Here is a 21,011-nt window from a genome sequence, read left to right as displayed (position 1 = left end):
ACACAGACCTTTAAATTCTATAACTATAAAGAGTTATTAATTATTTAATAATAACCTTTTTAGTAACTACACCTAGATTAGTATTCATTTTTATAAGATAATTACCACTAGCTATTTGAGATGTATCTAGTTTCAGTATACCTACTTTTCCAGTCATATCATAAGCTTTTACCTGCTGTCCCAGCAAATTGATTATGTATAAATCACTTACTTCTATTTCTACCGGCTTTTTAATATGAACCTCAGATAGATTATTAGGTGTAAATACAACTACATCTGTTTGATTTACATCCACTAATTCGTTACTTAGAGTTTGTGGTAATGTGAATATTACAGAAAATCTATCTTCATAAGTACCAGCAGTTAATGATGGGCTTGTATAATCACCGTTCATCAAATCTACATAAGTATTTAAAACATTATCTCTAATAAAAATGGTCTGAGTAGGTAGTACATTCAGTAAATCATCTATAGTTATACTAAAAGTACTATCATCCCTTAATTTAATAGATAAAGGTAATTCAGTTTGAAACTCAATAGATGGAATTCCTTGAATAGTAAACTTATCCGAATTTATTTTCCAAGACATATCATCAATTTGTTCGTCTAGTAATTTACCGTCATAACCTCTATCAACCTGATAAGTAGTCAAAGGATCTACAGTAAGTAGTAACTGTCTGTGAATTAAGTTAGAGGAGTCAAAACCTAACATTATCTTACTACGAGAATCTGAGCTTGTATTGATCATTTCATCTCTTAGAATAGGATTGCTACCTGGTGCAGCAACAAATATACTCTGACCGCTAGACTCCTTTCTAAATTCTCGTTGAGCGTTTCTAAATCTAATCTGACCACCATCATTAATACCAGTTACAAAGAAACCTTGTGCTACAGGAATGTATCGTTGAGGTACCTTTGTCGGCACACCACCCTGATTAACATCTGGATTAGAAGTACCAAGAGTAGCATTAGGAACACCACCAGAAAAATTATAGGTAGCGTAACCTCCTTGATAATCAGCTAAAACATGAGTATCTCCACCCCAATGCTCCCAATAATAAACAGTACCATCAGTATCAGGATTATCATCAATAAAAATATGAGTATCAATAGCACTAGGATATGGGTTACCAACTAAGTAGTCATTACCATTATCTAAATTTAGGTTAATATCTCCATTATTAGGTTTACCAACAAAGATATAATTTTGAAATGCATCTGTTGATCCAGTACCTTTCATAGTCCATCCTTCTCCAGCTAATTGATTTCCTGTAGGTCCTGCATATTCCCAGTTTGCATAGGTATTACTAGTTGTATTACCATATTTATACAACCATCTTCCAGAAATAGTTGCCGCTGTTGATGCTGTTCCTGGAACACCATCTCTAACACCTGTGCCAGTGAATGTAATATCTCTAGGATTATTAACTAAAGTTCCATCTTTGAGAACACTAGATATACTATAACCATTATTATTAAGTCCATTAGTTATAATACTTACTGGTGATGTCCAGTAATTATAATTATACTTATTTGAGGTTCCTTGCTGATCTATCTCTATTTTACCAGTAATGGAAGGTAACAAATCACTATCCTCACTTTGAATTAACTGAGACTCTCCTTGTAAATCTATAAAACCATTTAATTTTAATACATGTGATACAGTAATTCCTGCATCATTATCTGTAGATAATTTACCAGTGTTACTTACATCTAGACCTAAAAACTCATAGTCCTTACTGCCAGCAACCACGTTATGGTTAACCACCGCTATATTCCAATTAATCTCTCTATTTACACCATTTATTACTCTTGTAGATCCAGGTATAAAATTAGAATCACCATTAATCCAACTGTTTTCATTAGTCCAATCACCGTCAGTAGCAGTAATATATGGTAATGGCGCTGTTTGCAAGTTAATACTAAACTGATCTGGTTGTATTAAACTACCTCTATGCCCGTTACCAGATGCATCATTTAAGTGAGTACCGATATAAGTATTCATATTAAAGTAAGCCTCTAGATCTGTCCATAACAATCCAGAAACATCATTTCTTGTTATTGTTTCTGGTATTACAGTACCTTTTATACCTGTACCATCTTCATTAAGTTCTTGATTCATAAGAAAGCGTATTTCTTCTTGAGAAATATCAGTTGAAAATATTCTTATTTCTTCTAAGGTACCTGAAAAATTATCTAAGACGTTATTTTTATCTACAAATCTAGAGCCTATACAAAACCTTGAATCGTTGTTTATAGGACTAAGAAGATTTTGTGTAATATCTAAAACACCATCTATGTACAAGTTTGCTGTATTACCAGAGTAAGTAAAAGTAACATATCTCCACACATCGTTAGAAAGAGCCGTATTTGAAGTAATGGTAGAAACACCGTTATGTGTCATAGCTACACGATTATCATCAGTTAAATAGAAATGATATCCATCTGCACCATTAGCTCTTTTAGAAACAATTGTTTTATTTGAGTTAGTGCTGTTAGAACCATCTGTTTTTACCCATGCAGAAACAGAATAATTACCAGTGAACTCTATCTCATCACCCATTGCTACGTAATCATTAGAACCGTCAAACAAAATATCTCTAGGTTCTATTATTTCATGTGCTACACCGAATTTTACATACTTAATACCATCAAAATCATAATAAACCTCTTGATTTGTACCTACAGTTTTTAAGAACTTAGTCTCGATGTTTGTGGTAAAATTTTGATCATCTGCAACTATCATTACATAAGCATCGTTACCGACTAATGGTGGTAAAGAAGACAAACCTAGAGTAGAAACAGAAAGTTTAACCTCTGGAATATCGTTACCATTTTGTGAAATCTCCTTAAATTTCCAAGTACGCTCTGAAACATCTGTAAAAGTGGTTACTAGACTAGGTCCCAAATCTACTTTAAGAGGATTAGGTAATGGCATTAAGGTAGATAAAGTACTACCCCACATTAAGAAATCACCACTAGCCTCAAAAAGATTAGGGTTATTACTATTAGTATCATAAATACCACCTAAACCAACAGTAATAAAGGTATTAGGATCTACACTTTTTGCTTGTTTCTGATTTAATAAAGAGCAAGAATCAAAACCTATTCCCGAAACATTGTAAGTAAATCCATTATCTGTATTAGCATTCCACAAAGGATTACCATCAGAATCAAAATACGCTCCAGGCACGTGAGGCAAACCTACGTCTGGAAGAGGAAACAAACCTAGAGTAATACCATACTTAACAGCAAAATAAGACTCTAAACGTACCCTATCAATATCAGATTTACGTTCTGAAAAAGACATTATCTCTAGTATATCACCAGTAAAACTAGGTCCGAAAAACTCTGACCTACCTAACCAATATCTAGAATTAAGTATATCTGTAAATAAAGATTTATTAACTTCTTGCATTAAATTTGGACTCAAAGTAACACCTAAATCCACACCATCTAAAAATATATCCATACCATCGCCAGCTGCATTAAGTCTTACATTAAATACAACTGGCCGGTCATAATTAATCGTAGGATGAACTATAGCTCTACCATATCCGGTATTTGATGCTTGATTATATGCTGCAATATCTGGTGTCTCAAAACCATTAGCATCTCTATATCTACTACTTGTATTATTAATAGATACACCAGTAACATCTTCACTTCCTATACCATCAAGATAATCATCACCTAGAAAAATATCTTCCGTAGACCTACTTGCATTAATACCAGCAGTAGGATTTATAACTATAAAAATATCTCTATTATAAAAGCCAGATCTACCGAACATAGAGTTAGTACCGTCAAAAGAAACTACTGGGTTAAAATTTACATTTCTTGTAGGGTTATCATGATAAGTAGGTCTCTGGTTACCTGATGATGTAGCTTTGGTCCAATCCCCATTAATATTTGAAGCAGGATTTAAGGAAGATGAATTAAGCCACTCGTCTACTCTTGCGCCGTCACTTAATCCTTGCAAAGTTCCAGTGTTAAGCCATAATTCTAGGTTTTGCCCTATACCATTACCACAGTCAGGATAATTTTTAGGTAGTTGATTATATCCAGTAATTTTAAAATTATCAAAAGCAAATCCATCAAGCACAAAAGAACGGTTATCTGAGGCAAAAATAAATTTAAACCTTATATCGTCTTTATTATCAAATCCTTGTGACGGTAGGTCTATAGAGGCTGTAACCCATCCACCACTATTTACTGTCCACCCACCGAAGTCGGGCAACACACCACTTTCTCTAGTTATATACCAGTTAGTTGCCTCATCATTTTCTTTACCTAAAGTTGCATATGTAGCACCACCATCTGTACTATACATTAAGGTCACGCCCTCGAGTTCCCTGCCTTCCACCTCTAAATACATATCAAAGGATAAGTTCAACTTATCATACCCAGTTAAATCAATAACAGGAGATATCGCTTCAGCAAGTTCATTAGGTTCAAACGTCAAATTTGAAAGTGTTCTTTGTAAAAATACATATCGACCAGGCCCAAAGGCTGGGTCTGATGCTCTTCTCCATCTTCCATTTGGTGCAAGATTAGTAACGCTCCACGCATTATCACCTGCACCTGTAGTAAAATCTGCATTAAAGACAGTAAGCTGCTGTCCATAAACAGGAAGTATAAATAATACAACAAGTGTCATCAGGAGATTTTTCTTATAATTTAGTAGTCTTGTCATCATATCTTTGTATTTAAAATCGTATTACAATTTAATCAATAAAGCTTTAAAAAACAGAATTACATTTTACTATTCTTAAACTTACATTAACAACTTATTACAACTATTTGATTTACAGGGTTTTAAATAATTTTCATCGTAAAAAATAAAACATTAACTAAGTTTTTAATCGATAAAATGAATAATTGTTAAAATTCTTAAATAGAAAACACAATTATATATTGCTGTTTTCAGATCAATAAACACGACCCTTAAAAACCAAAACGCAGATGACTAGCGTTATCGATGAAATTATCGATAAAACGCACTCTCATTAACAGATCTCTAAAATACATCTTCAATTACTTAGGATTATTCTTTAAATCAATCCATTTAGAGAGATATTTATAACGAGATGTGGAATGAAAGTTAAGCATTTTAATAAAAAAGTCTTCTTTATTATTTTTTGTTTCCCTAGTAATAATAATACTAGATATTTTTAGCAATAAAGTTTTCGCGAAAGCGGAATGGGAAAAATTATTTTCTAATATTTTTAAAGAGCCGCTACTTAATTCTTCCCATTGTTGTTGATTATGATATAAATCAATTACTTTTTCTACATAAGCATCAACATTATTTTCAATTAACCCAAAGTTCTGTTTATCTGTGAACATGCCTTCGGCAGCTATTTGTGACATTGCCACCGGTGTAGCTGCTTGCAAGGCGTCAAATATTTTACCTTTTAAACCTGCGCCAAAACGTAATGGAGCTAGCAATAAACGGTATTCTCTTAATGTTTGTATCGCATTTATTGCATGACCCTTAATAATAAAACCTTGCTCAATATGGTGCAATTTTTTTAAACTTTCATTTTGATAGGCTCCATAAACATGTACTTCTACATTTGGTAATTTATTTCTAATTTGTGGCCATATTTTATTTTTTAAATACAAAATAGAATCATAATTAGGTTGATGTAGAGAATTACCCATCATTACAAAGTTAGATCTATCATCAAAACCTTTATGTAAAAAAGCTGTTTTTAATTTATCCTTTTTATGCAAGAAGGGTATGTAAATTAGTTTATTAACTGGAATGTCAAATTTATTGATCAATATGTCATGCTCTACCTTTGATATAATTATACTTAGGTCACAGCGATAAATTGCGGCAATTTCTCTTACAGCTGCGTCATTGTAAATATCGATATCAGTCTTTTTTTTAATAGCTACTTGCCTAGCCATTCTTAAAAAATGTAAATCTTCTGTATCGAGAATATGTAAAGTCTGGGGACTGTTATCTTTTACACGCCAGCTGTACTGCTCTTCTGTCATAAAACGATCATAGAGGACTATATCTGGACTTAACTCTTTTATAAAGTTATCAAAACTCGAGTCATTTAACAAGATCTCTTTTTCAATAATATTTAAACCGACTAAGTCCACAGAATATGCAGATTTACAACCTGCACAACTAAAGGTTACCTGATAACCATCTTCTTGAAAAACCTCCAGTAGCTGTAATATTCTATATCCCGCAGCTGTGGTTTGCGGTTCTGGCCAGTTTTTACCTATTACTAGTAATTTTTTCATGATACAAAGTTAGTTCTTAAGTAGAACTAAGGAAAAAAGGATAAAATGTATCTAACCAAATTTAATTTTTAAGCTCAAAATCAATGAAATAAAGATTTTTTTTCTTTATTTCATGTAGTGCAAGCTACGTAAAGAAAGATTATTGATAGAAATCTGATGTAAAATATTTACCTTAGCGTTTTAAAATAATAAGTATACCATGGGGAAAATAATTGCTATAGCAAATCAAAAAGGTGGAGTAGGTAAAACGACTACAGCAGTTAATCTTGCAGCATGTCTAGGAGTATTAGAAAAGAAGGTCTTAATAATAGATGCTGATCCACAGGCTAATGCTACTTCTGGACTAGGTCTAGATGTTGAACAAATAGAACAAGGTACTTATCAACTTATTGAAAACTCTATACCTGCTATAGATCTAGTGTTACCCACAGATTCTCCTAATGTAGAAATTATTCCTGCTCATATCGATCTAGTAGCTATAGAAATAGAACTTGTAGATAAAGAGAGTCGTGAATACATGATGCGTACCGCACTTGCTACTATTAAAGATAGTTATGACTACATTATTATAGACTGTGCTCCTTCTTTAGGTTTACTTACTTTAAACGCCCTTACTGCTAGTAATTCTGTTTTAATACCTATTCAATGTGAATACTTTGCACTAGAAGGTCTAGGTAAATTATTAAACACAGTAAAAAGTGTACAGAAAATCCATAACACTAATTTAGACATAGAAGGTCTATTACTTACCATGTATGACGGTAGATTAAGACTTTCTAATCAAGTAGTAGAAGAAGTAAACCAGCATTTTGAGGGTTTAACTTTTAAAACAGTTATACAACGTAACGTGCGTTTAAGTGAGGCACCCTCTTATGGAGAGAGCATTATCAATTATGACGCATCTAGTAAAGGTTCTGAAAATTACTTGAGCCTTGCAAATGAACTTATACAGAAAAACGCTTAAGCAAAATGGCCAAAGCAACTAAAAAACAAGCGCTAGGAAGAGGATTATCTGCTCTTTTAAAAGACCCTAGCAATGATATTAAATCTACCGCAGATAAAAATGCAGATAAGATAGTAGGTAACGTGATCGATCTTTCATTAGAGGATATCGACATGAATCCTTTTCAACCTAGAACTAGTTTTAATGAAGAGCAACTTAAAGAACTCGCTTCTTCTATTAAAGAACTAGGTGTAATACAACCTATTACGGTACGTAAAAAAGGTTTTGGTAAATATGAACTAGTTTCTGGAGAACGTAGATGTCGTGCATCTAAATTATTAGGGCTAGAAACTGTGCCAGCCTATGTGCGTCTAGCAAACGATCAGGAATCACTAGAAATGGCACTGGTAGAAAATATACAGCGTCAGGACTTAGACCCTATTGAAATAGCTCTTTCTTATCAAAGATTAATTGAAGAAATTGATCTTACACAAGAACAGATGAGTGAACGCGTAGGAAAATCTAGAAGTGCAATTACTAACTACCTGCGCCTTTTAAAGTTAGATCCTATTATCCAGACTGGAATGCGAGATGGTTTTATCTCTATGGGACATGGACGCGCTTTAATCACTATAGACAGCTTAGACCAGCAATTAGATATATATCAAAAGATATTGAGTGATGGTCTTTCTGTGAGAGAAACTGAAAAAATTGTAAAAGAGTCTAAAACGGGCACGCTTCCGCGAAAGCAGAATAAAACAACGTCCTTGCCAGAAAATATTTCTCAAAAAACATCTGAGCTTAATTCCTTACTGGATACTAAAGTTACTACCACCATGTCCAGCAGCGGTAAAGGTAAAATTACTATTAACTATGCTTCTAAAGCAGACTTTGAACGCATTGTAAAGTTAATAAATGAGTAAATTTATAATTTATATATTATTTTTTATAGGTATTCATGGACTTGCACAAATTAAACAAAATCCTAATACCGTTTCTCTACCACTACTCGTGGCTCAAGATAGTGTCGCGACTGTTTACGACGCAAATAGACCTGCAAAAGCTGCTTTTTACAGTGCTATTGTACCAGGACTGGGACAAGTGTATAATAAAAAGTACTGGAAAATACCTCTTGCCCTAGCAGCAGTAGGTATTCCTATTTATGTTTATACCATTAATGATAAAGAATACAATCGTTTTAGAAACGCATTTAGAATACGTCTTGCTGGTGGTACAAATGACGAGTTCTCTAATGAAGACGGAACTCCTATTATAACTACACGAGGACTAGAGCGATCACAAAGAATCTCACAACGTAATAAAGAATTAAGTCTATTGATAACAGCAGGTCTTTATGTATTGCAAATAATTGATGCTAACGTAGACGGACACTTGAGCCAGTTTAATGTGGACCGTAAATTAACTTTTCTTCCTTATATGGATTATAACACTCTTGCCGTAGGTAATACCTATGGATTTAATCTTTCCTATAATTTTTAATATGAATATCGCATTATTAGGGTATGGTAAAATGGGAAAAACCATTGAAAAAATAGCTCTAGAAAGAGGACATACCGTGGTTGCAAAAATAGGCCGTAATGACTCCATGGATGACATTACAAAGGCAGATGTTATTATAGAGTTTACTAGTCCTGAAAGTGTCATAAAAAATCTCAAAAATATTATCCCTACTCAAATACCTATTATTTGCGGTACAACTGGGTGGAATGAAAATTTAGACGAGGTGACTGATATGATTAAAGAACATAAATCAAGTATGGTTTATGCTTCTAACTTCAGTCTAGGAGTAAATATCTTCTTTGAACTTAATAAAAAACTAGCCTCAATGATGAGTCAGTTTAAAGAATATGATGTTAAAATGCAAGAAATCCATCATACAGAAAAGAAAGATGCACCTAGTGGTACTGCTATCACTCTATTTGAAGGATTAGCAAAAAGTGTAGGTAAAGAAAACTGGCATTTAGGAACAGATCTTAAAGAAGACTCTGTTGCTATTGAAGCTTTGAGAGAAGAAGACGTTAAAGGAACTCACAGTATAACCTATCAGAATAAAATAGATAGTATAGAAATAACTCACACAGCACAAACTAGAGATGGTTTTGCATTAGGTAGCGTTATCGCTGCAGAGTGGATTATTAATAAAAAAGGAATTTACACCATGAAAGATGTTTTAGGATTATAATAATCTCTATAACTATCTATCATATCACAATATAACAATATGAATTGGACAGAATGGTTAATCGTATTTATCTTAATCCAGTTAATTCACGGTTTAGGAACATGGAAAATGTATGTCGCTGCTGGTTTTAAAGCATGGCAAGCATTTGTACCTGTATTTAATGCGGTTACATTAATGAAAATAATGAATAGACCATGGTGGTGGACTATTTTACTCTTCTTACCGGTAGTAAACCTTTTAATGTTTATTGTTATATGGGTAGACACTTTAAGATCATTCGGCTATAATAAAGCAATAGATACGACTCTAGCAGTGGCAACTTTTGGTTTTTATATTTATTATATCAACTACACGCAACCTCTTAATTATATCAATGAAAGAAGTTTAGAACCTAGAACTACTGCTGGAGAATGGACTAATTCTATTTTATTTGCAGTAATAGCAGCTACCATAGTTCACACTTATGTAATGCAACCATTTATTATTCCTACTTCTTCTTTAGAAAAAACTTTGCTCACAGGGGACTTCCTTTTTGTAAGTAAATTTCATTACGGTGCTAGATTACCTATAACTCCTATCGCAGCGCCCATGGTACACGATACCATTCCTGTCTTAGGTGTAAAAAGCTATTTATCCAGGCCACAGTTACCTTACACTAGAATACCTGGTTTCCAAAAAATAAAACGCAATGATATTGTGGTATTCAACTATCCTACAGATACTATTGACTCTTATCCTAATGACGATGGTAAATATCATTATAAACCTATAGATAAGAAGTCTAACTATGTAAAGAGATGTGTTGCTATAGCTGGTGATACCATGTCTATGAAAGATGGTGTCATATTCATCAATGGTAAAAAACTTATTTTACCAGAACGCGCTAGACCGCAACATATTTATAACGTTATCACAACTAGATTAGATCTCATGGCAGACAAAGCCTACATGATAGAAAAGTATGATATTACAGAAAATATATATCAACCAGATAGAGATATAAATCCTAATAAACTGCAATTAACAGCTACTGATAAAGCTATCGAGCAGCTTACTAAAGATGGTATTATCACATATGCCGAAATGCGAAATCAGGAACTAGCAACACCTTATCGCAAAGATTTAAGAGACCGTAATGACCTATCTACTATTTATAATAAACCCAATGCTTTTCCATATGATGGTAGATTATCTAATAATAATGATGACCGTGATCCATTTTTAATTCCTGCACAAGGGATGACTGTAGACATAGATTATAAAAACATCTCTTATTTTGAGAGAATTATTGAAGTTTATGAAGGTACTGAGATGAATATTTTTAACGATATTACTCTTAAAGGAAATAAAGTACTGCTTAATGGGCAACCACTTAACTCTTATACATTTAAACAAGATTATTACTGGCTCATGGGTGATAATCGTGATAACAGTCTAGATAGTAGATTCTGGGGTTATGTGCCATTTAATCATGTGGTAGGTAAACCTGTATTTGTATGGATGAGTTATGACGGTAATAAATCATTTACATCTGCATTTAGATTTCAAAGAATGTTCACAACCGTAAATGGATCTGGACAGCCTACTTCTTACTTAATTTATTTCTTAATAGTATTAGGTGGTTACTTTGTGGTTAAAAAGATCATGAGTAATAAGAAAAAGAATCAAGAAAACTCATAATAAACGATAGCTATGAATGATTTAATTATTCATCCCTCCTACTTTGTGGATGTAATTACACTTATTCATATACATCATGCTCATAATATTATTCTAGAGCAGCAGGATAGTTATGTAAAACAAACTTATAGAAACAGATGTTACATAGGCGCCGCAAATGGTAAACTCGCACTTAACATACCTATTATCCATCAAAAAAAAGGACATTCTGTTCTTTATAGTTCGATAAAAATAGATAATTCGCAAAATTGGGCATCAACACATTTAAAAAGTATAAAAAGTGCTTATTACAGTAGTCCTTATTTTGAATATTATCAAGACGACCTAGAAGAATTATTTAAAGAAATACCATCTTCATTATTAGAGTGGAACATCAGAACCCTGCATTTTTTGATGCACCATCTTCAAATAGACCGGACTATAACTAGAGCTGTTAATTATGAGGATAACGCACTTGCAAAAAGATTAATTACTGCCAAAGGTGATGCCCTTTTTGAACTACACCCATACATACAGGTATTCCAAGAAAAGCATGGCTTTATACAGCCGTTAAGCGGTTTAGATCTATTATTTAATCTAGGACCTGCGGCTGGTAGTTATCTTAAACAGCATTACTATAAATTATAAATGGATAACAGTCTAGCGAGATTTAAAAACTTTTATAGCACTGCTACCCTATGGTCTGGCACATTATTAGGTCTTGATCAATTTCATTTTTCTAGCCTTAATTTTGATCATTTAAAAGAAAAAAATCAAATTACTTTACCTGCAATACCTCAAAGAACAGTATTAGGTAAAAGAGCAGAACATTTTTTTAAATTTTGTATAGAACAATCAAGCAATTACAAATTATTACTATCTAATCAACAAATATATAAGAATAAAATAACCATAGGTGAACTCGATTATATCGTACAAGAAAAAAAAAGTAAGCAAATTATCCATGTAGAATTAGTGTATAAATTTTATATCTACGATAACCATAAAATCATCAAAGATAAAGACCCAATAAGACTCGAGCTTAGTAAATACCAAGGTCCTAATGGTAAAGATAATTTGGTACGTAAAATGGATCATCTTAAAAACCAGCAACTACCCTTACTCTATAACCAGTATACACGAGATATTTTAGATCAGTATAATCTAGATGTACATAAAATACGTCAAGAGGTTTGTTTTATAGCCCATGTGTTTATTCCTCACCAACTATGGAATCATACCTTCGATTATATCAATAAATCAAGTATAGTGGGATATTATTTTAACTATAACGCTTTCGCGAAAGCGGAAACGTCAAACACCTATTACCTACCAAAAAAATCTGAATGGAAAATGAAGCCTCAACAGCTGGAGGAATCTTTTACCTTTATTCAAATTTTAAAATTAACATCAGCAAGTTTAACGCGTGGATTTGCACCGTTAATATGGATGCAACTAGAAGATAGCACGTTAGAGCGCTTCTTTGTGATCAAATAAACATTCTATACATAGAGCTGTATTATAATTAAATCATTCGCTCCTATTTGTGATTTCATAAACACATTTTAACTCAATATTCAAAGCATGGTTAACAGGTACTACCTACCTTTATAGTATTAAAACAAGATTATAATTTCTAGGACATATATAAAACCTAGAATCTTAATCAATGATGATACATGTAGTAGATTGGTTAATTTTAAAACAGCTACATAATCTTTTAAACAACTAAAATAAACGAGAAATGAATTATTTAAATTTTGATTTAGAAAAAGCAAAAAACACGAGTAAAGAACTTAATATATTGCTCGCAGATTATCATCTGTACTATCAAAAATTGAGAAATTACCATTGGAATATAGTAGGACGCTCATTCTTTGACCTTCATGTAAAATTTGAAGAAATGTACAATGATGCCATTATAAAGATTGATGAAGTTGCAGAACGTATTTTAACACTAAGATACCAGCCTACCTCTAACTATAGTGATTATCTTAAATTATCTAACTTAAAAGAAACTAAGTCAGAGCTTACAGATATAGAAATGGTAAACAACCTAATTGATGATCATGGAAGTATTCTTACACAAATGGCTCAGGTTGTAAGTGCTGCTGGTGAATGCGAAGATGAGGGTACCATTGATCTAATAGGCGCTTATATCAGAGAATTGGAAACTACAACATGGATGTTAGACGCATGGAGAATGAATACAGAGAGTACTAGAAAAGCTATATAGCATTTCTAGTCTTAAATAATCGATAGGGATTATTTGTATTTGAATGATATTAATGAGGCCTTAACAAAGACGACTACTTTGCTAAGGCTTTTTTGATTTATAGGTTTTTATAGTGTGCATGCCATAGATCTGGTGTTAGCATATGGTGTGATGGATGTCACTCTTTAATATTATATAGTTAAATCGACTTTCTTATTAGTTTGTTTTTTTAATTCTAAAGGTGTTTCATATAGAGTTATATTCACTTTTTGTTTTAAAACACCGGCAACACATTCTTTTACAGTCCTTTATTAAGAATCATATTTCATCGGCATACGTGTGGTTATCTTATTATCTTCATCTAGATTTGATAATTATTTGAGTAATATTTTCAACCTCTATTTGAATAATGCTTCAATTCTATTAAAAATCACTGTGTATAGAACCTACCTTTTAATGCCATATCCTGGGCTAACCATAAACCATTGCTATCATATCTTATAGCAACGTTTACTTTTACTATCTTTATAGAATAATAGGCAGCTCTTATTAAATGTAGGTAACTAGGGCTTGTTATTTTTCTTAGAAGTATTTCATATTCCGTCACGTCCATATCGACAAGGATGTCTAATATGATAAATTCATAATCGGCTCTCTAGGCGATATATTCTGCTCTGGCTTCTGTTCTGTCTTGCAATTTTACTTTTACCTACAACTCTAGAATACGCTGCACAGGTCTAGGTCTCTTGGACATTGTAGTTGGTATTTAGTGCTCCTCATAAAAGTTACCATATTTTTTTTGGCCATGAGCGCAAAGTTAAGCCCGCTTAAATATCATGTTTCTATTAACCTTAAACTCTTCTAAGTAATCCATGCTCTATTTGATGAATATCGTCAAGTTTAAAAGAAAGTAAATAAACCGTTGTACTGCTCTAACATATCTAGTATTTTCTGTAGTTTTCATTACACTTATGTCTGTTATTAACGTAATTCTAGGACGAGACTTCATATAAATAAAAAAAGCTCTTGAATTTACCAAGAGCTTTTTTCTATTCCGTTTATTCAAGAACGCTGTAATTACTTACATTTTAGATTTCATTTGAGCAGATTTATCTGTCATCCCTAAAAAATCATACAGACTAACTAAGGTCTCCTTAACACCTTTTTCATCTGGTCTTAAAACATGTGCCTTTTCTAAACATGAAATTGCTTGATTATAAAAATTCTTTTGCTCTGCAACTGTAGATTTTTCTAAATTGCCTGACTCTAAATAAGCATTTGACAAATTAACTAAAGCATAATAGTTATTAGATTCTAGCTTAAGGCTAGATTTAAAGTAACGTATTGCGCTTTCATAATTCTTTTTCTCTATTGCCGCGACACCTAAATTATCAAAAACCTTAGGATCAGTAACTTCAGAATCCATATTTTCTATAGCTTCTTTATACTCCTCCATCATTCCTAATGTTAATAATATGTCTGGTTTAACCAGCTTAAGAGATGAATCACTAGGATAATTTTTAAAAGCTGTTTCATAAACCTCTTTTGCCTTGATTTTGTTCTCTTTATTAACATGTAACCATACCGTTTTAAGAACGATATCTCCTAAATTAGAAATAGATTTTTCTGTATCAGGATTTGTATGGGTTTTTACTTGTACAGAATAATCCCTTACTTGTTCACTAGCAAATTTCTCCACTACTCCATTTAGGTTAGTCGCTACATAAGTAGTTTTTACTCCTGTGTAACCTTTTTCTAAAAGTTCAGAATATTTTTTTAGAGCTACATCATATTTAGCACTACTATAAGCAAGATTACCTGCATTATAAAGCATATCTAAATTTTCTGGATTACTTTGATATAATTCTTCTACCAGTTTCAGCGCCGTATCTGTGTCCCCACTTTTTACCTTGTCATTAGCAATTTGAAGTTTACTGTTTAAGATAAAATTTTGTAATATCGGTTCCAGCTTCAAGTTAGAATAACCCAAATATTTAGAGTTTGCGATAGCAGACTCTGATTTACGTAAATTATCAAGACTAACTGGTTCTACACCGGTAAGATCTATATAATTTACCACTTTAAAAAATTCATAAGCACCTGCATATTTTGCTTCTACCGCACTTTCATCTATAGAATTAAATAATTTTTGCGCTTTACTGAATTCTCCTTTTTCTGCTGCTTTAGTAATTTTTTTAATCTCCTTTTTCTGAGCAACAGCCAAAGAGGCCATTGCTAGAAAAGTAATTGTTAATTTAAATTTCATAATAATATTTTAAATTTATTCCTCACTGTCATCTATGTCAAGATCCGTACCATCTTGCTGAGCAGCAATTACACTGTCATCAGACACGTTCTCATCATCACTTTCTTCCTTTACCACCTTTGCGACAGCTGCAATAGAGTCATTTCCTTTGAGGTTAATAAGACGAACACCTTGAGTCGCACGTCCCATAACTCTTAAATCTGCCACATCCATACGTATAGCAACTCCTGATTTATTGATAATCATAAGACCATCTTCATCATTAACGTTTTTAAGAGCTACAAGGCCACCTGTTTTTTCAGTTACAGAAATTGTTTTAACACCCTTACCACCACGATTAGTCTCACGATAATCATCTAGGCTAGAACGTTTACCGTAACCTTTTTCTGAAACAACCAGGATATTAGAATCCATGTCATTTACTGCCACCATTCCTATCACCTCATCGTCATCATGAGATAGTCTAATACCTCTCACCCCACTGGCATTTCTACCCATAGGTCTAGTTTTAGACTCGTCAAAGCGTATAGCTTTACCACTCTTTAAACCTAACATTACGTGACTGTCTCCTGTGGTTAACTTTGCTTCTAAAAGTGTATCTCCATCTCTAACGGTAATCGCATTAATACCATTTGATCTAGGTCTAGAATACTGTTCTAAAGATGTTTTCTTAACAACACCTTTCTTAGTACACATAATCACAAAATGACTATTAATGTACTCCTTATCCTTAATATCCTGCGTACATATTACTGCTTTAACATTATCATCTTGTTCAATATTAATAAGGTTTTGAATAGCTCGACCTTTGGAGGTTTTACTACCTTCAGGAATCTCATAAACTCTCATCCAGAAACACTTACCTTTTTCTGTAAAAAATAACATGTACTGGTGGTTAGTACCTACAAACAAGTCTACTAAGAAATCTTCATCTCTTGTGGTACTCGCTTTCTGACCTACTCCACCTCGGTTTTGCGTTTTATACTCTGTAAGACTCGTTCTTTTTATATAACCTGCATGAGAAATAGTTATAACTACCTGCTCATCAGGGATCATATCTTCTATACTTAGATCACCGCCAGCATATTCAATTTTTGAACGACGCTCATCACCAAATTTTTCTTGAACTTCCATAAGTTCGTCTTTGATAATTTGCATGCGACGTTCTTTCTTTGCAAGAATATCTTTTAAGTCAGCAATAGTCTTCATTAACTCACTGTACTCGTTACGTAATTTATCCTGCTCTAGACCTGTTAACTGTCTAAGGCGCATTTCAACGATTGCACGAGCCTGAATTTCTGAGAGTTCAAATCTCTCAATTAACTTACCGCGAGCTTCTTCTCCATTTTTACTAGATCTTATTAAAGCAATAACTTCATCGATGTTATCACTAGCAATAATTAATCCTTCTAAAATGTGTGCTCTTTCTTCAGCCTTGCGCAGTTCATACTCTGTTCTACGTGTTACCACTTCATGTCTGTGCTCCACAAAGTAATGAATCATCTCTTTTACATTAAGTAATTGAGGACGGCCCTTTACTAGAGCAATGTTATTTACACTAAAACTAGACTGAAGTGCTGTATGCTTATAAAGTTTATTGATAACGATATTAGGAATAGCGTCACGTTTTAAAACATATACGATACGCATACCTTTTCTATCAGACTCATCTCTAATAGAGGCGATTCCTTCTAGTTTTTTATCATTGATAAGATCTGCAGTTTTCTTAATCATGTCTGCTTTATTTACCTGGTATGGTAACTCATCAACGATTATACATTCACGACCTTTTACATCTTCTATTCTTACACGACCACGTATTTTAATACGTCCACGACCGGTATGAAATGCATCTTTAACACCATCATAACCATAAATGATACCACCAGTAGGAAAATCTGGTGCTTTAATGTGCGTTATCAACTCTTCTATCTCAATATCGTTATTCTCGATATAGGCAATTGTACCATCCACCACTTCAGTTAAGTTGTGTGGAGGCATGTTAGTTGCCATACCTACAGCAATACCACTAGCTCCATTAACAAGGAGATTAGGTATTTTTGTTGGTAAAACAGTAGGCTCTGATAGGGTATCGTCAAAGTTAAGCTGCGTATCAACTGTTTCTTTATCTATATCAGCAAGCATCTCTTCAGATATCTTGCGCATCTTTGCCTCAGTATAACGCATTGCAGCTGGTGGATCACCATCTACACTACCAAAGTTACCCTGACCATCTACCATCATGTAACGCAATGACCATTCTTGTGCCATACGTACCATAGTATCATAGACGGATGTATCTCCATGTGGGTGATACTTACCGAGAACTTCTCCTACTATTCTCGCACTTTTCTTGTAACCTCTATTAGAAAGTACACCTAGTTCATACATACCATAAAGAACCCTTCTGTGTACTGGTTTTAGCCCATCTCGTACATCTGGCAACGCACGTGATACTATGACTGACATCGAGTAATCGATGTATGCTGACTTCATTTCATCCTCGATATTAATCGGGATTAACTTTTCTCCATCTGCCATGTAAATCAGATTATATTAAATTAGTTATTTTAACAACTAGCAATTTAAGTAAATCGCTAGTATTAATAAGGTGTTGAAACTGTTTTAGTGCTATTTTTATTAACACTTTTAAACTCTCGCTGTGAATAAGTTTTAATAGCTTAAATAGTAACGTAAAGTTCTGTAAATGTTACGCTTTCGCGAAAGCGAACAAAGAATTAACCCTTTTTTATCTTTCATAATGCTTATTGAAAGAATAAATTCAATACTTTTAAGCAAAAGAAGTAATATGGACGATAATTTTTCACCAAGAGTAAAGGACGTGATCGCCTATAGCAAAGAAGAGGCGTTGCGATTAGGTCACGATTTTATAGGTACAGAGCATTTAATGTTAGGATTACTGCGAGATGGAGATGGAAAAGCGATTGAGATTTTAAATAATCTATCGGTAGATCTTGACAACTTGCGTCGTAAAGTTGAGATATTAAGTCCAGCAAATCCTAATATTACGGCTACCGTAAACGAGAAGAAGAACTTGCACCTTACTAGACAAGCAGAGCGTGCACTAAAAACAACATTTTTAGAAGCAAAACTTTTTCAAAGTACTTCTATTAATACAGCACATTTATTATTATGTATTTTACGTAATGAAAACGACCCTACTACAAAGCTTTTAAATAAGTTAAGTGTAGAGTACGATAATGTGAAGGATGAGTTTAAAATGATTCTATCACAAGAAGACGGCTATATAGAAGACGTGAGCGCACAATCTTTTAGTGATGATGACGCGGGAGAAGAAATGCAAGATGGCAGCAAGGAAAATTTATTCTCCCCATCTGGTGATAAGAAAACCAATAAGAAATCTAAAACTCCGGTCCTGGATAACTTTGGTCGTGATCTTACTAGAATGGCCGAAGATGGTAAACTGGATCCTGTAGTGGGACGTACAGAAGAGATACAGCGAGTGTCACAAATTTTGAGTCGCCGTAAGAAGAACAACCCTCTATTAATAGGAGAGCCTGGTGTTGGTAAAAGTGCCATCGCCGAAGGTCTTGCTTTACGTATAGTACAGAAAAAGGTGTCTCGTATACTTTTTGATAAACGTGTCATTACTCTAGATCTTGCTAGCCTAGTAGCCGGTACTAAATATAGAGGACAGTTTGAAGAACGTATGAAAGCGGTTATGAATGAATTAGAAAAGAATGATGACATCATTCTTTTCATAGACGAAATTCATACCATAGTAGGTGCTGGTGGTGCAGCTGGATCACTAGATGCGTCTAACATGTTTAAACCTGCTCTTGCACGCGGCGAGTTACAATGTATAGGAGCAACTACTCTAGATGAATATAGAAATAGTATTGAGAAGGATGGCGCTCTAGAAAGACGTTTTCAAAAAGTAATGGTAGAGCCTACTTCTGTTGAAGAGACTGTTACTATTCTTAATAATATTAAGGCAAAATATGAAGATCATCATAATGTGATTTACACTCCAGAGGCTATTGAGGCCTGTGTAAAATTAACAAATCGCTACATGACAGATCGTTTTCTACCAGATAAGGCGATTGATGCACTAGATGAGGCTGGGTCTCGTATTCATATTACTAATATAGAAGTGCCTGAACAAATAGTTGAAATAGAAAAGCAACTAGAAGATGTCAAGAAAGAAAAGAATAACGTCGTTAAAAAGCAGAAATATGAACAAGCTGCAAAATTAAGAGACGATGAGAAGAAGTTAGAACAACAACTAGAAGATGCGCAAAATGCATGGGAAGAGGCTTCTAAACTTCATAAAGACACGGTAACCGAAGAAAATGTTGCCGAGGTAGTGAGTATGATGACTGGAATCCCAGTTAACCGTATCGCAACTAAAGAGTTAAAGAAATTAAGTAATCTTAATGAAACCATTGCAGATTTAGTTATAGGTCAAGACAAAGCAGTGAAGCAAGTTGTAAAAGCAATACAACGTAATAGAGCTGGTTTAAAAGATCCTAATAAGCCTATAGGCTCTTTTATTTTCTTAGGGCAGACTGGAGTAGGTAAAACACAACTGGCAAAGGTTCTAGCAAACGAATTATTCGATTCTGAGAATTCACTTATACGTATCGATATGAGTGAATATATGGAAAAATTTGCTATTTCTAGACTGGTAGGAGCGCCTCCAGGATATGTAGGTTATGAAGAAGGTGGACAACTTACTGAAAAAGTAAGACGCAAACCATACTCGGTTATTCTTCTAGACGAGATAGAAAAAGCGCATCCTGATGTATTTAATATGTTGCTGCAGGTTCTAGATGATGGTTTCTTGACGGACAGTTTAGGTAGAAAGATTGATTTTAGAAACACTATTATCATAATGACTTCTAATGTAGGTGCTAGAAAGCTCAAAGACTTTGGCGCATCTGGTGTAGGATTCGGCACAGCAGCACGTAAAATGGCCGAAGACGACAACGCTCGCGGTGTAATACAAGCGGCGTTAAAGAAAACATTTGCTCCAGAATTCTTGAATAGAATAGATGACGTGATTGTATTTAACTCTTTAGAAAAAGATGATATTCATAAAATTATAGATATTGAACTAGCTAAATTATTTGCTAGAATTAAAGATTTAGGATACCATTTATCTTTAAGTGATGAAGCTAAGGATTACATCGTAGAAAAAGGCTTTGACAAAGAATACGGTGCACGACCACTTAAAAGGGCTATTCAAAAAAACATAGAAGATGCTCTTGCTGAAGAAATAGTGAACAGTCAGCTTAGTGAAGGTGATTCTATCTTTATGAACTTTGATAAAGAAGAAGGCAAACTAGTAATAAAAATTGAAAAATCACCAGAGGAGCAGTCTGCTGAATAATATTTAAAATTAATTCATTTAAACGAGTCTTGAGATGCATTTCCTAAGACTCGTTTTTTTTTTTATAACCTACTGTATTAAGAC

14 protein-coding genes are annotated in these 21,011 nt (G+C 33.5%); 9 read left to right on the top strand and 5 right to left on the bottom strand.

Annotated elements, in window-relative coordinates; translation table 11 throughout:
- Window positions 1–40: 40 nt before the first annotated feature.
- Window positions 41–4,660, bottom strand: coding sequence for a LamG-like jellyroll fold domain-containing protein (locus Q0838_RS06760; RefSeq protein WP_298952661.1), 4,620 nt, complete (start codon window positions 4,658–4,660; stop codon window positions 41–43).
- Window positions 4,661–5,037: 377 nt separating this feature from the next.
- Complete coding sequence (locus Q0838_RS06755) at window positions 5,038–6,267, bottom strand: glycosyltransferase (RefSeq protein ID WP_298952660.1); 1,230 nt, start codon at window positions 6,265–6,267, stop codon at window positions 5,038–5,040.
- Window positions 6,268–6,466: 199 nt separating this feature from the next.
- Between Q0838_RS06755 and Q0838_RS06750 the strand changes: the two genes are divergently transcribed.
- From Q0838_RS06750 to Q0838_RS06715, 8 genes are all read left to right on the top strand, one after another.
- On the top strand, window positions 6,467–7,231 hold the full coding sequence (locus tag Q0838_RS06750; protein WP_298952658.1) for an AAA family ATPase: 765 nt from the start codon (window positions 6,467–6,469) through the stop codon (window positions 7,229–7,231).
- A gap of 5 nt (window positions 7,232–7,236) precedes the next feature.
- Window positions 7,237–8,133 carry a ParB/RepB/Spo0J family partition protein gene (locus Q0838_RS06745; protein ID WP_298952656.1) on the top strand — a complete coding sequence of 299 codons (897 nt, stop codon included), beginning with the start codon at window positions 7,237–7,239 and terminating at the stop codon, window positions 8,131–8,133.
- On the top strand, window positions 8,126–8,710 hold the full coding sequence (locus tag Q0838_RS06740; RefSeq protein WP_298952654.1) for a DUF5683 domain-containing protein: 585 nt from the start codon (window positions 8,126–8,128) through the stop codon (window positions 8,708–8,710). The genes Q0838_RS06745 and Q0838_RS06740 overlap by 8 nt, the downstream gene beginning before the upstream one ends.
- A gap of 1 nt (window position 8,711) precedes the next feature.
- The gene (gene dapB / locus Q0838_RS06735; RefSeq protein WP_298952652.1) at window positions 8,712–9,413 is read left to right on the top strand and encodes a 4-hydroxy-tetrahydrodipicolinate reductase; all 702 of its coding nucleotides are present in this window, start codon (window positions 8,712–8,714) and stop codon (window positions 9,411–9,413) included.
- 39 nt (window positions 9,414–9,452) lie between these two features.
- Window positions 9,453–11,093 carry a signal peptidase I gene (lepB, locus tag Q0838_RS06730; RefSeq protein WP_298952650.1) on the top strand — a complete coding sequence of 547 codons (1,641 nt, stop codon included), beginning with the start codon at window positions 9,453–9,455 and terminating at the stop codon, window positions 11,091–11,093.
- A gap of 12 nt (window positions 11,094–11,105) precedes the next feature.
- On the top strand, window positions 11,106–11,720 hold the full coding sequence (locus Q0838_RS06725) for a WbqC family protein (protein ID WP_298952648.1): 615 nt from the start codon (window positions 11,106–11,108) through the stop codon (window positions 11,718–11,720).
- Window positions 11,721–12,569, top strand: coding sequence for a DUF1853 family protein (locus Q0838_RS06720; protein WP_298952646.1), 849 nt, complete (start codon window positions 11,721–11,723; stop codon window positions 12,567–12,569).
- A gap of 247 nt (window positions 12,570–12,816) precedes the next feature.
- Window positions 12,817–13,308 (top strand): DNA starvation/stationary phase protection protein, encoded by a 492-nt coding sequence (locus Q0838_RS06715; RefSeq protein WP_298952644.1) that lies wholly within the window; start codon window positions 12,817–12,819, stop codon window positions 13,306–13,308.
- Between the two features lie 409 nt (window positions 13,309–13,717).
- On the opposite strand, the gene Q0838_RS06710 is transcribed toward Q0838_RS06715, so the two are convergent.
- The 3 genes from Q0838_RS06710 to gyrA form a co-directional block, all read right to left on the bottom strand.
- Entirely contained in the window at window positions 13,718–13,900 is a 183-nt protein-coding gene (locus Q0838_RS06710; RefSeq protein WP_298952642.1) for a hypothetical protein, read from the bottom strand.
- 468 nt (window positions 13,901–14,368) lie between these two features.
- The gene (locus Q0838_RS06705; protein ID WP_298952640.1) at window positions 14,369–15,553 is read right to left on the bottom strand and encodes a tetratricopeptide repeat protein; all 1,185 of its coding nucleotides are present in this window, start codon (window positions 15,551–15,553) and stop codon (window positions 14,369–14,371) included.
- Between the two features lie 15 nt (window positions 15,554–15,568).
- Complete coding sequence (gyrA, locus tag Q0838_RS06700) at window positions 15,569–18,094, bottom strand: DNA gyrase subunit A (RefSeq protein ID WP_298952638.1); 2,526 nt, start codon at window positions 18,092–18,094, stop codon at window positions 15,569–15,571.
- A 268-nt stretch (window positions 18,095–18,362) separates the two neighbouring features.
- On the opposite strand from gyrA, the gene Q0838_RS06695 reads away from it, so the two are divergent.
- On the top strand, window positions 18,363–20,927 hold the full coding sequence (locus tag Q0838_RS06695) for an ATP-dependent Clp protease ATP-binding subunit (RefSeq protein ID WP_298952636.1): 2,565 nt from the start codon (window positions 18,363–18,365) through the stop codon (window positions 20,925–20,927).
- Window positions 20,928–21,011 lie beyond the last annotated feature (84 nt).

The organism is uncultured Nonlabens sp. (assembly GCF_947495285.1).
Classification (GTDB): domain Bacteria; phylum Bacteroidota; class Bacteroidia; order Flavobacteriales; family Flavobacteriaceae; genus Nonlabens.
This window is presented reverse-complemented; position numbering and strand designations above follow the sequence as displayed.

Bases quoted from the DNA above. Each gene is read 5' to 3' on its own strand.
- Q0838_RS06695 (WP_298952636.1), top strand. From the start codon at position 18,363: ATGGACGATAATTTTTCACCAAGAGTAAAGGACGTGATCGCCTATAGC.
- Q0838_RS06745 (WP_298952656.1), top strand. From the start codon at position 7,237: ATGGCCAAAGCAACTAAAAAACAAGCGCTAGGAAGAGGATTATCTGCT.
- Q0838_RS06710 (WP_298952642.1), bottom strand. From the start codon at position 13,900: ATGGACGTGACGGAATATGAAATACTTCTAAGAAAAATAACAAGCCCT.
- Q0838_RS06750 (WP_298952658.1), top strand. From the start codon at position 6,467: ATGGGGAAAATAATTGCTATAGCAAATCAAAAAGGTGGAGTAGGTAAA.
- dapB (WP_298952652.1), top strand. From the start codon at position 8,712: ATGAATATCGCATTATTAGGGTATGGTAAAATGGGAAAAACCATTGAA.
- gyrA (WP_298952638.1), bottom strand. From the start codon at position 18,094: ATGGCAGATGGAGAAAAGTTAATCCCGATTAATATCGAGGATGAAATG.
- Q0838_RS06755 (WP_298952660.1), bottom strand. From the start codon at position 6,267: ATGAAAAAATTACTAGTAATAGGTAAAAACTGGCCAGAACCGCAAACC.
- Q0838_RS06720 (WP_298952646.1), top strand. From the start codon at position 11,721: ATGGATAACAGTCTAGCGAGATTTAAAAACTTTTATAGCACTGCTACC.
- Q0838_RS06760 (WP_298952661.1), bottom strand. From the start codon at position 4,660: ATGACACTTGTTGTATTATTTATACTTCCTGTTTATGGACAGCAGCTT.
- Q0838_RS06740 (WP_298952654.1), top strand. From the start codon at position 8,126: ATGAGTAAATTTATAATTTATATATTATTTTTTATAGGTATTCATGGA.
- lepB (WP_298952650.1), top strand. From the start codon at position 9,453: ATGAATTGGACAGAATGGTTAATCGTATTTATCTTAATCCAGTTAATT.
- Q0838_RS06715 (WP_298952644.1), top strand. From the start codon at position 12,817: ATGAATTATTTAAATTTTGATTTAGAAAAAGCAAAAAACACGAGTAAA.
- Q0838_RS06705 (WP_298952640.1), bottom strand. From the start codon at position 15,553: ATGAAATTTAAATTAACAATTACTTTTCTAGCAATGGCCTCTTTGGCT.
- Q0838_RS06725 (WP_298952648.1), top strand. From the start codon at position 11,106: ATGAATGATTTAATTATTCATCCCTCCTACTTTGTGGATGTAATTACA.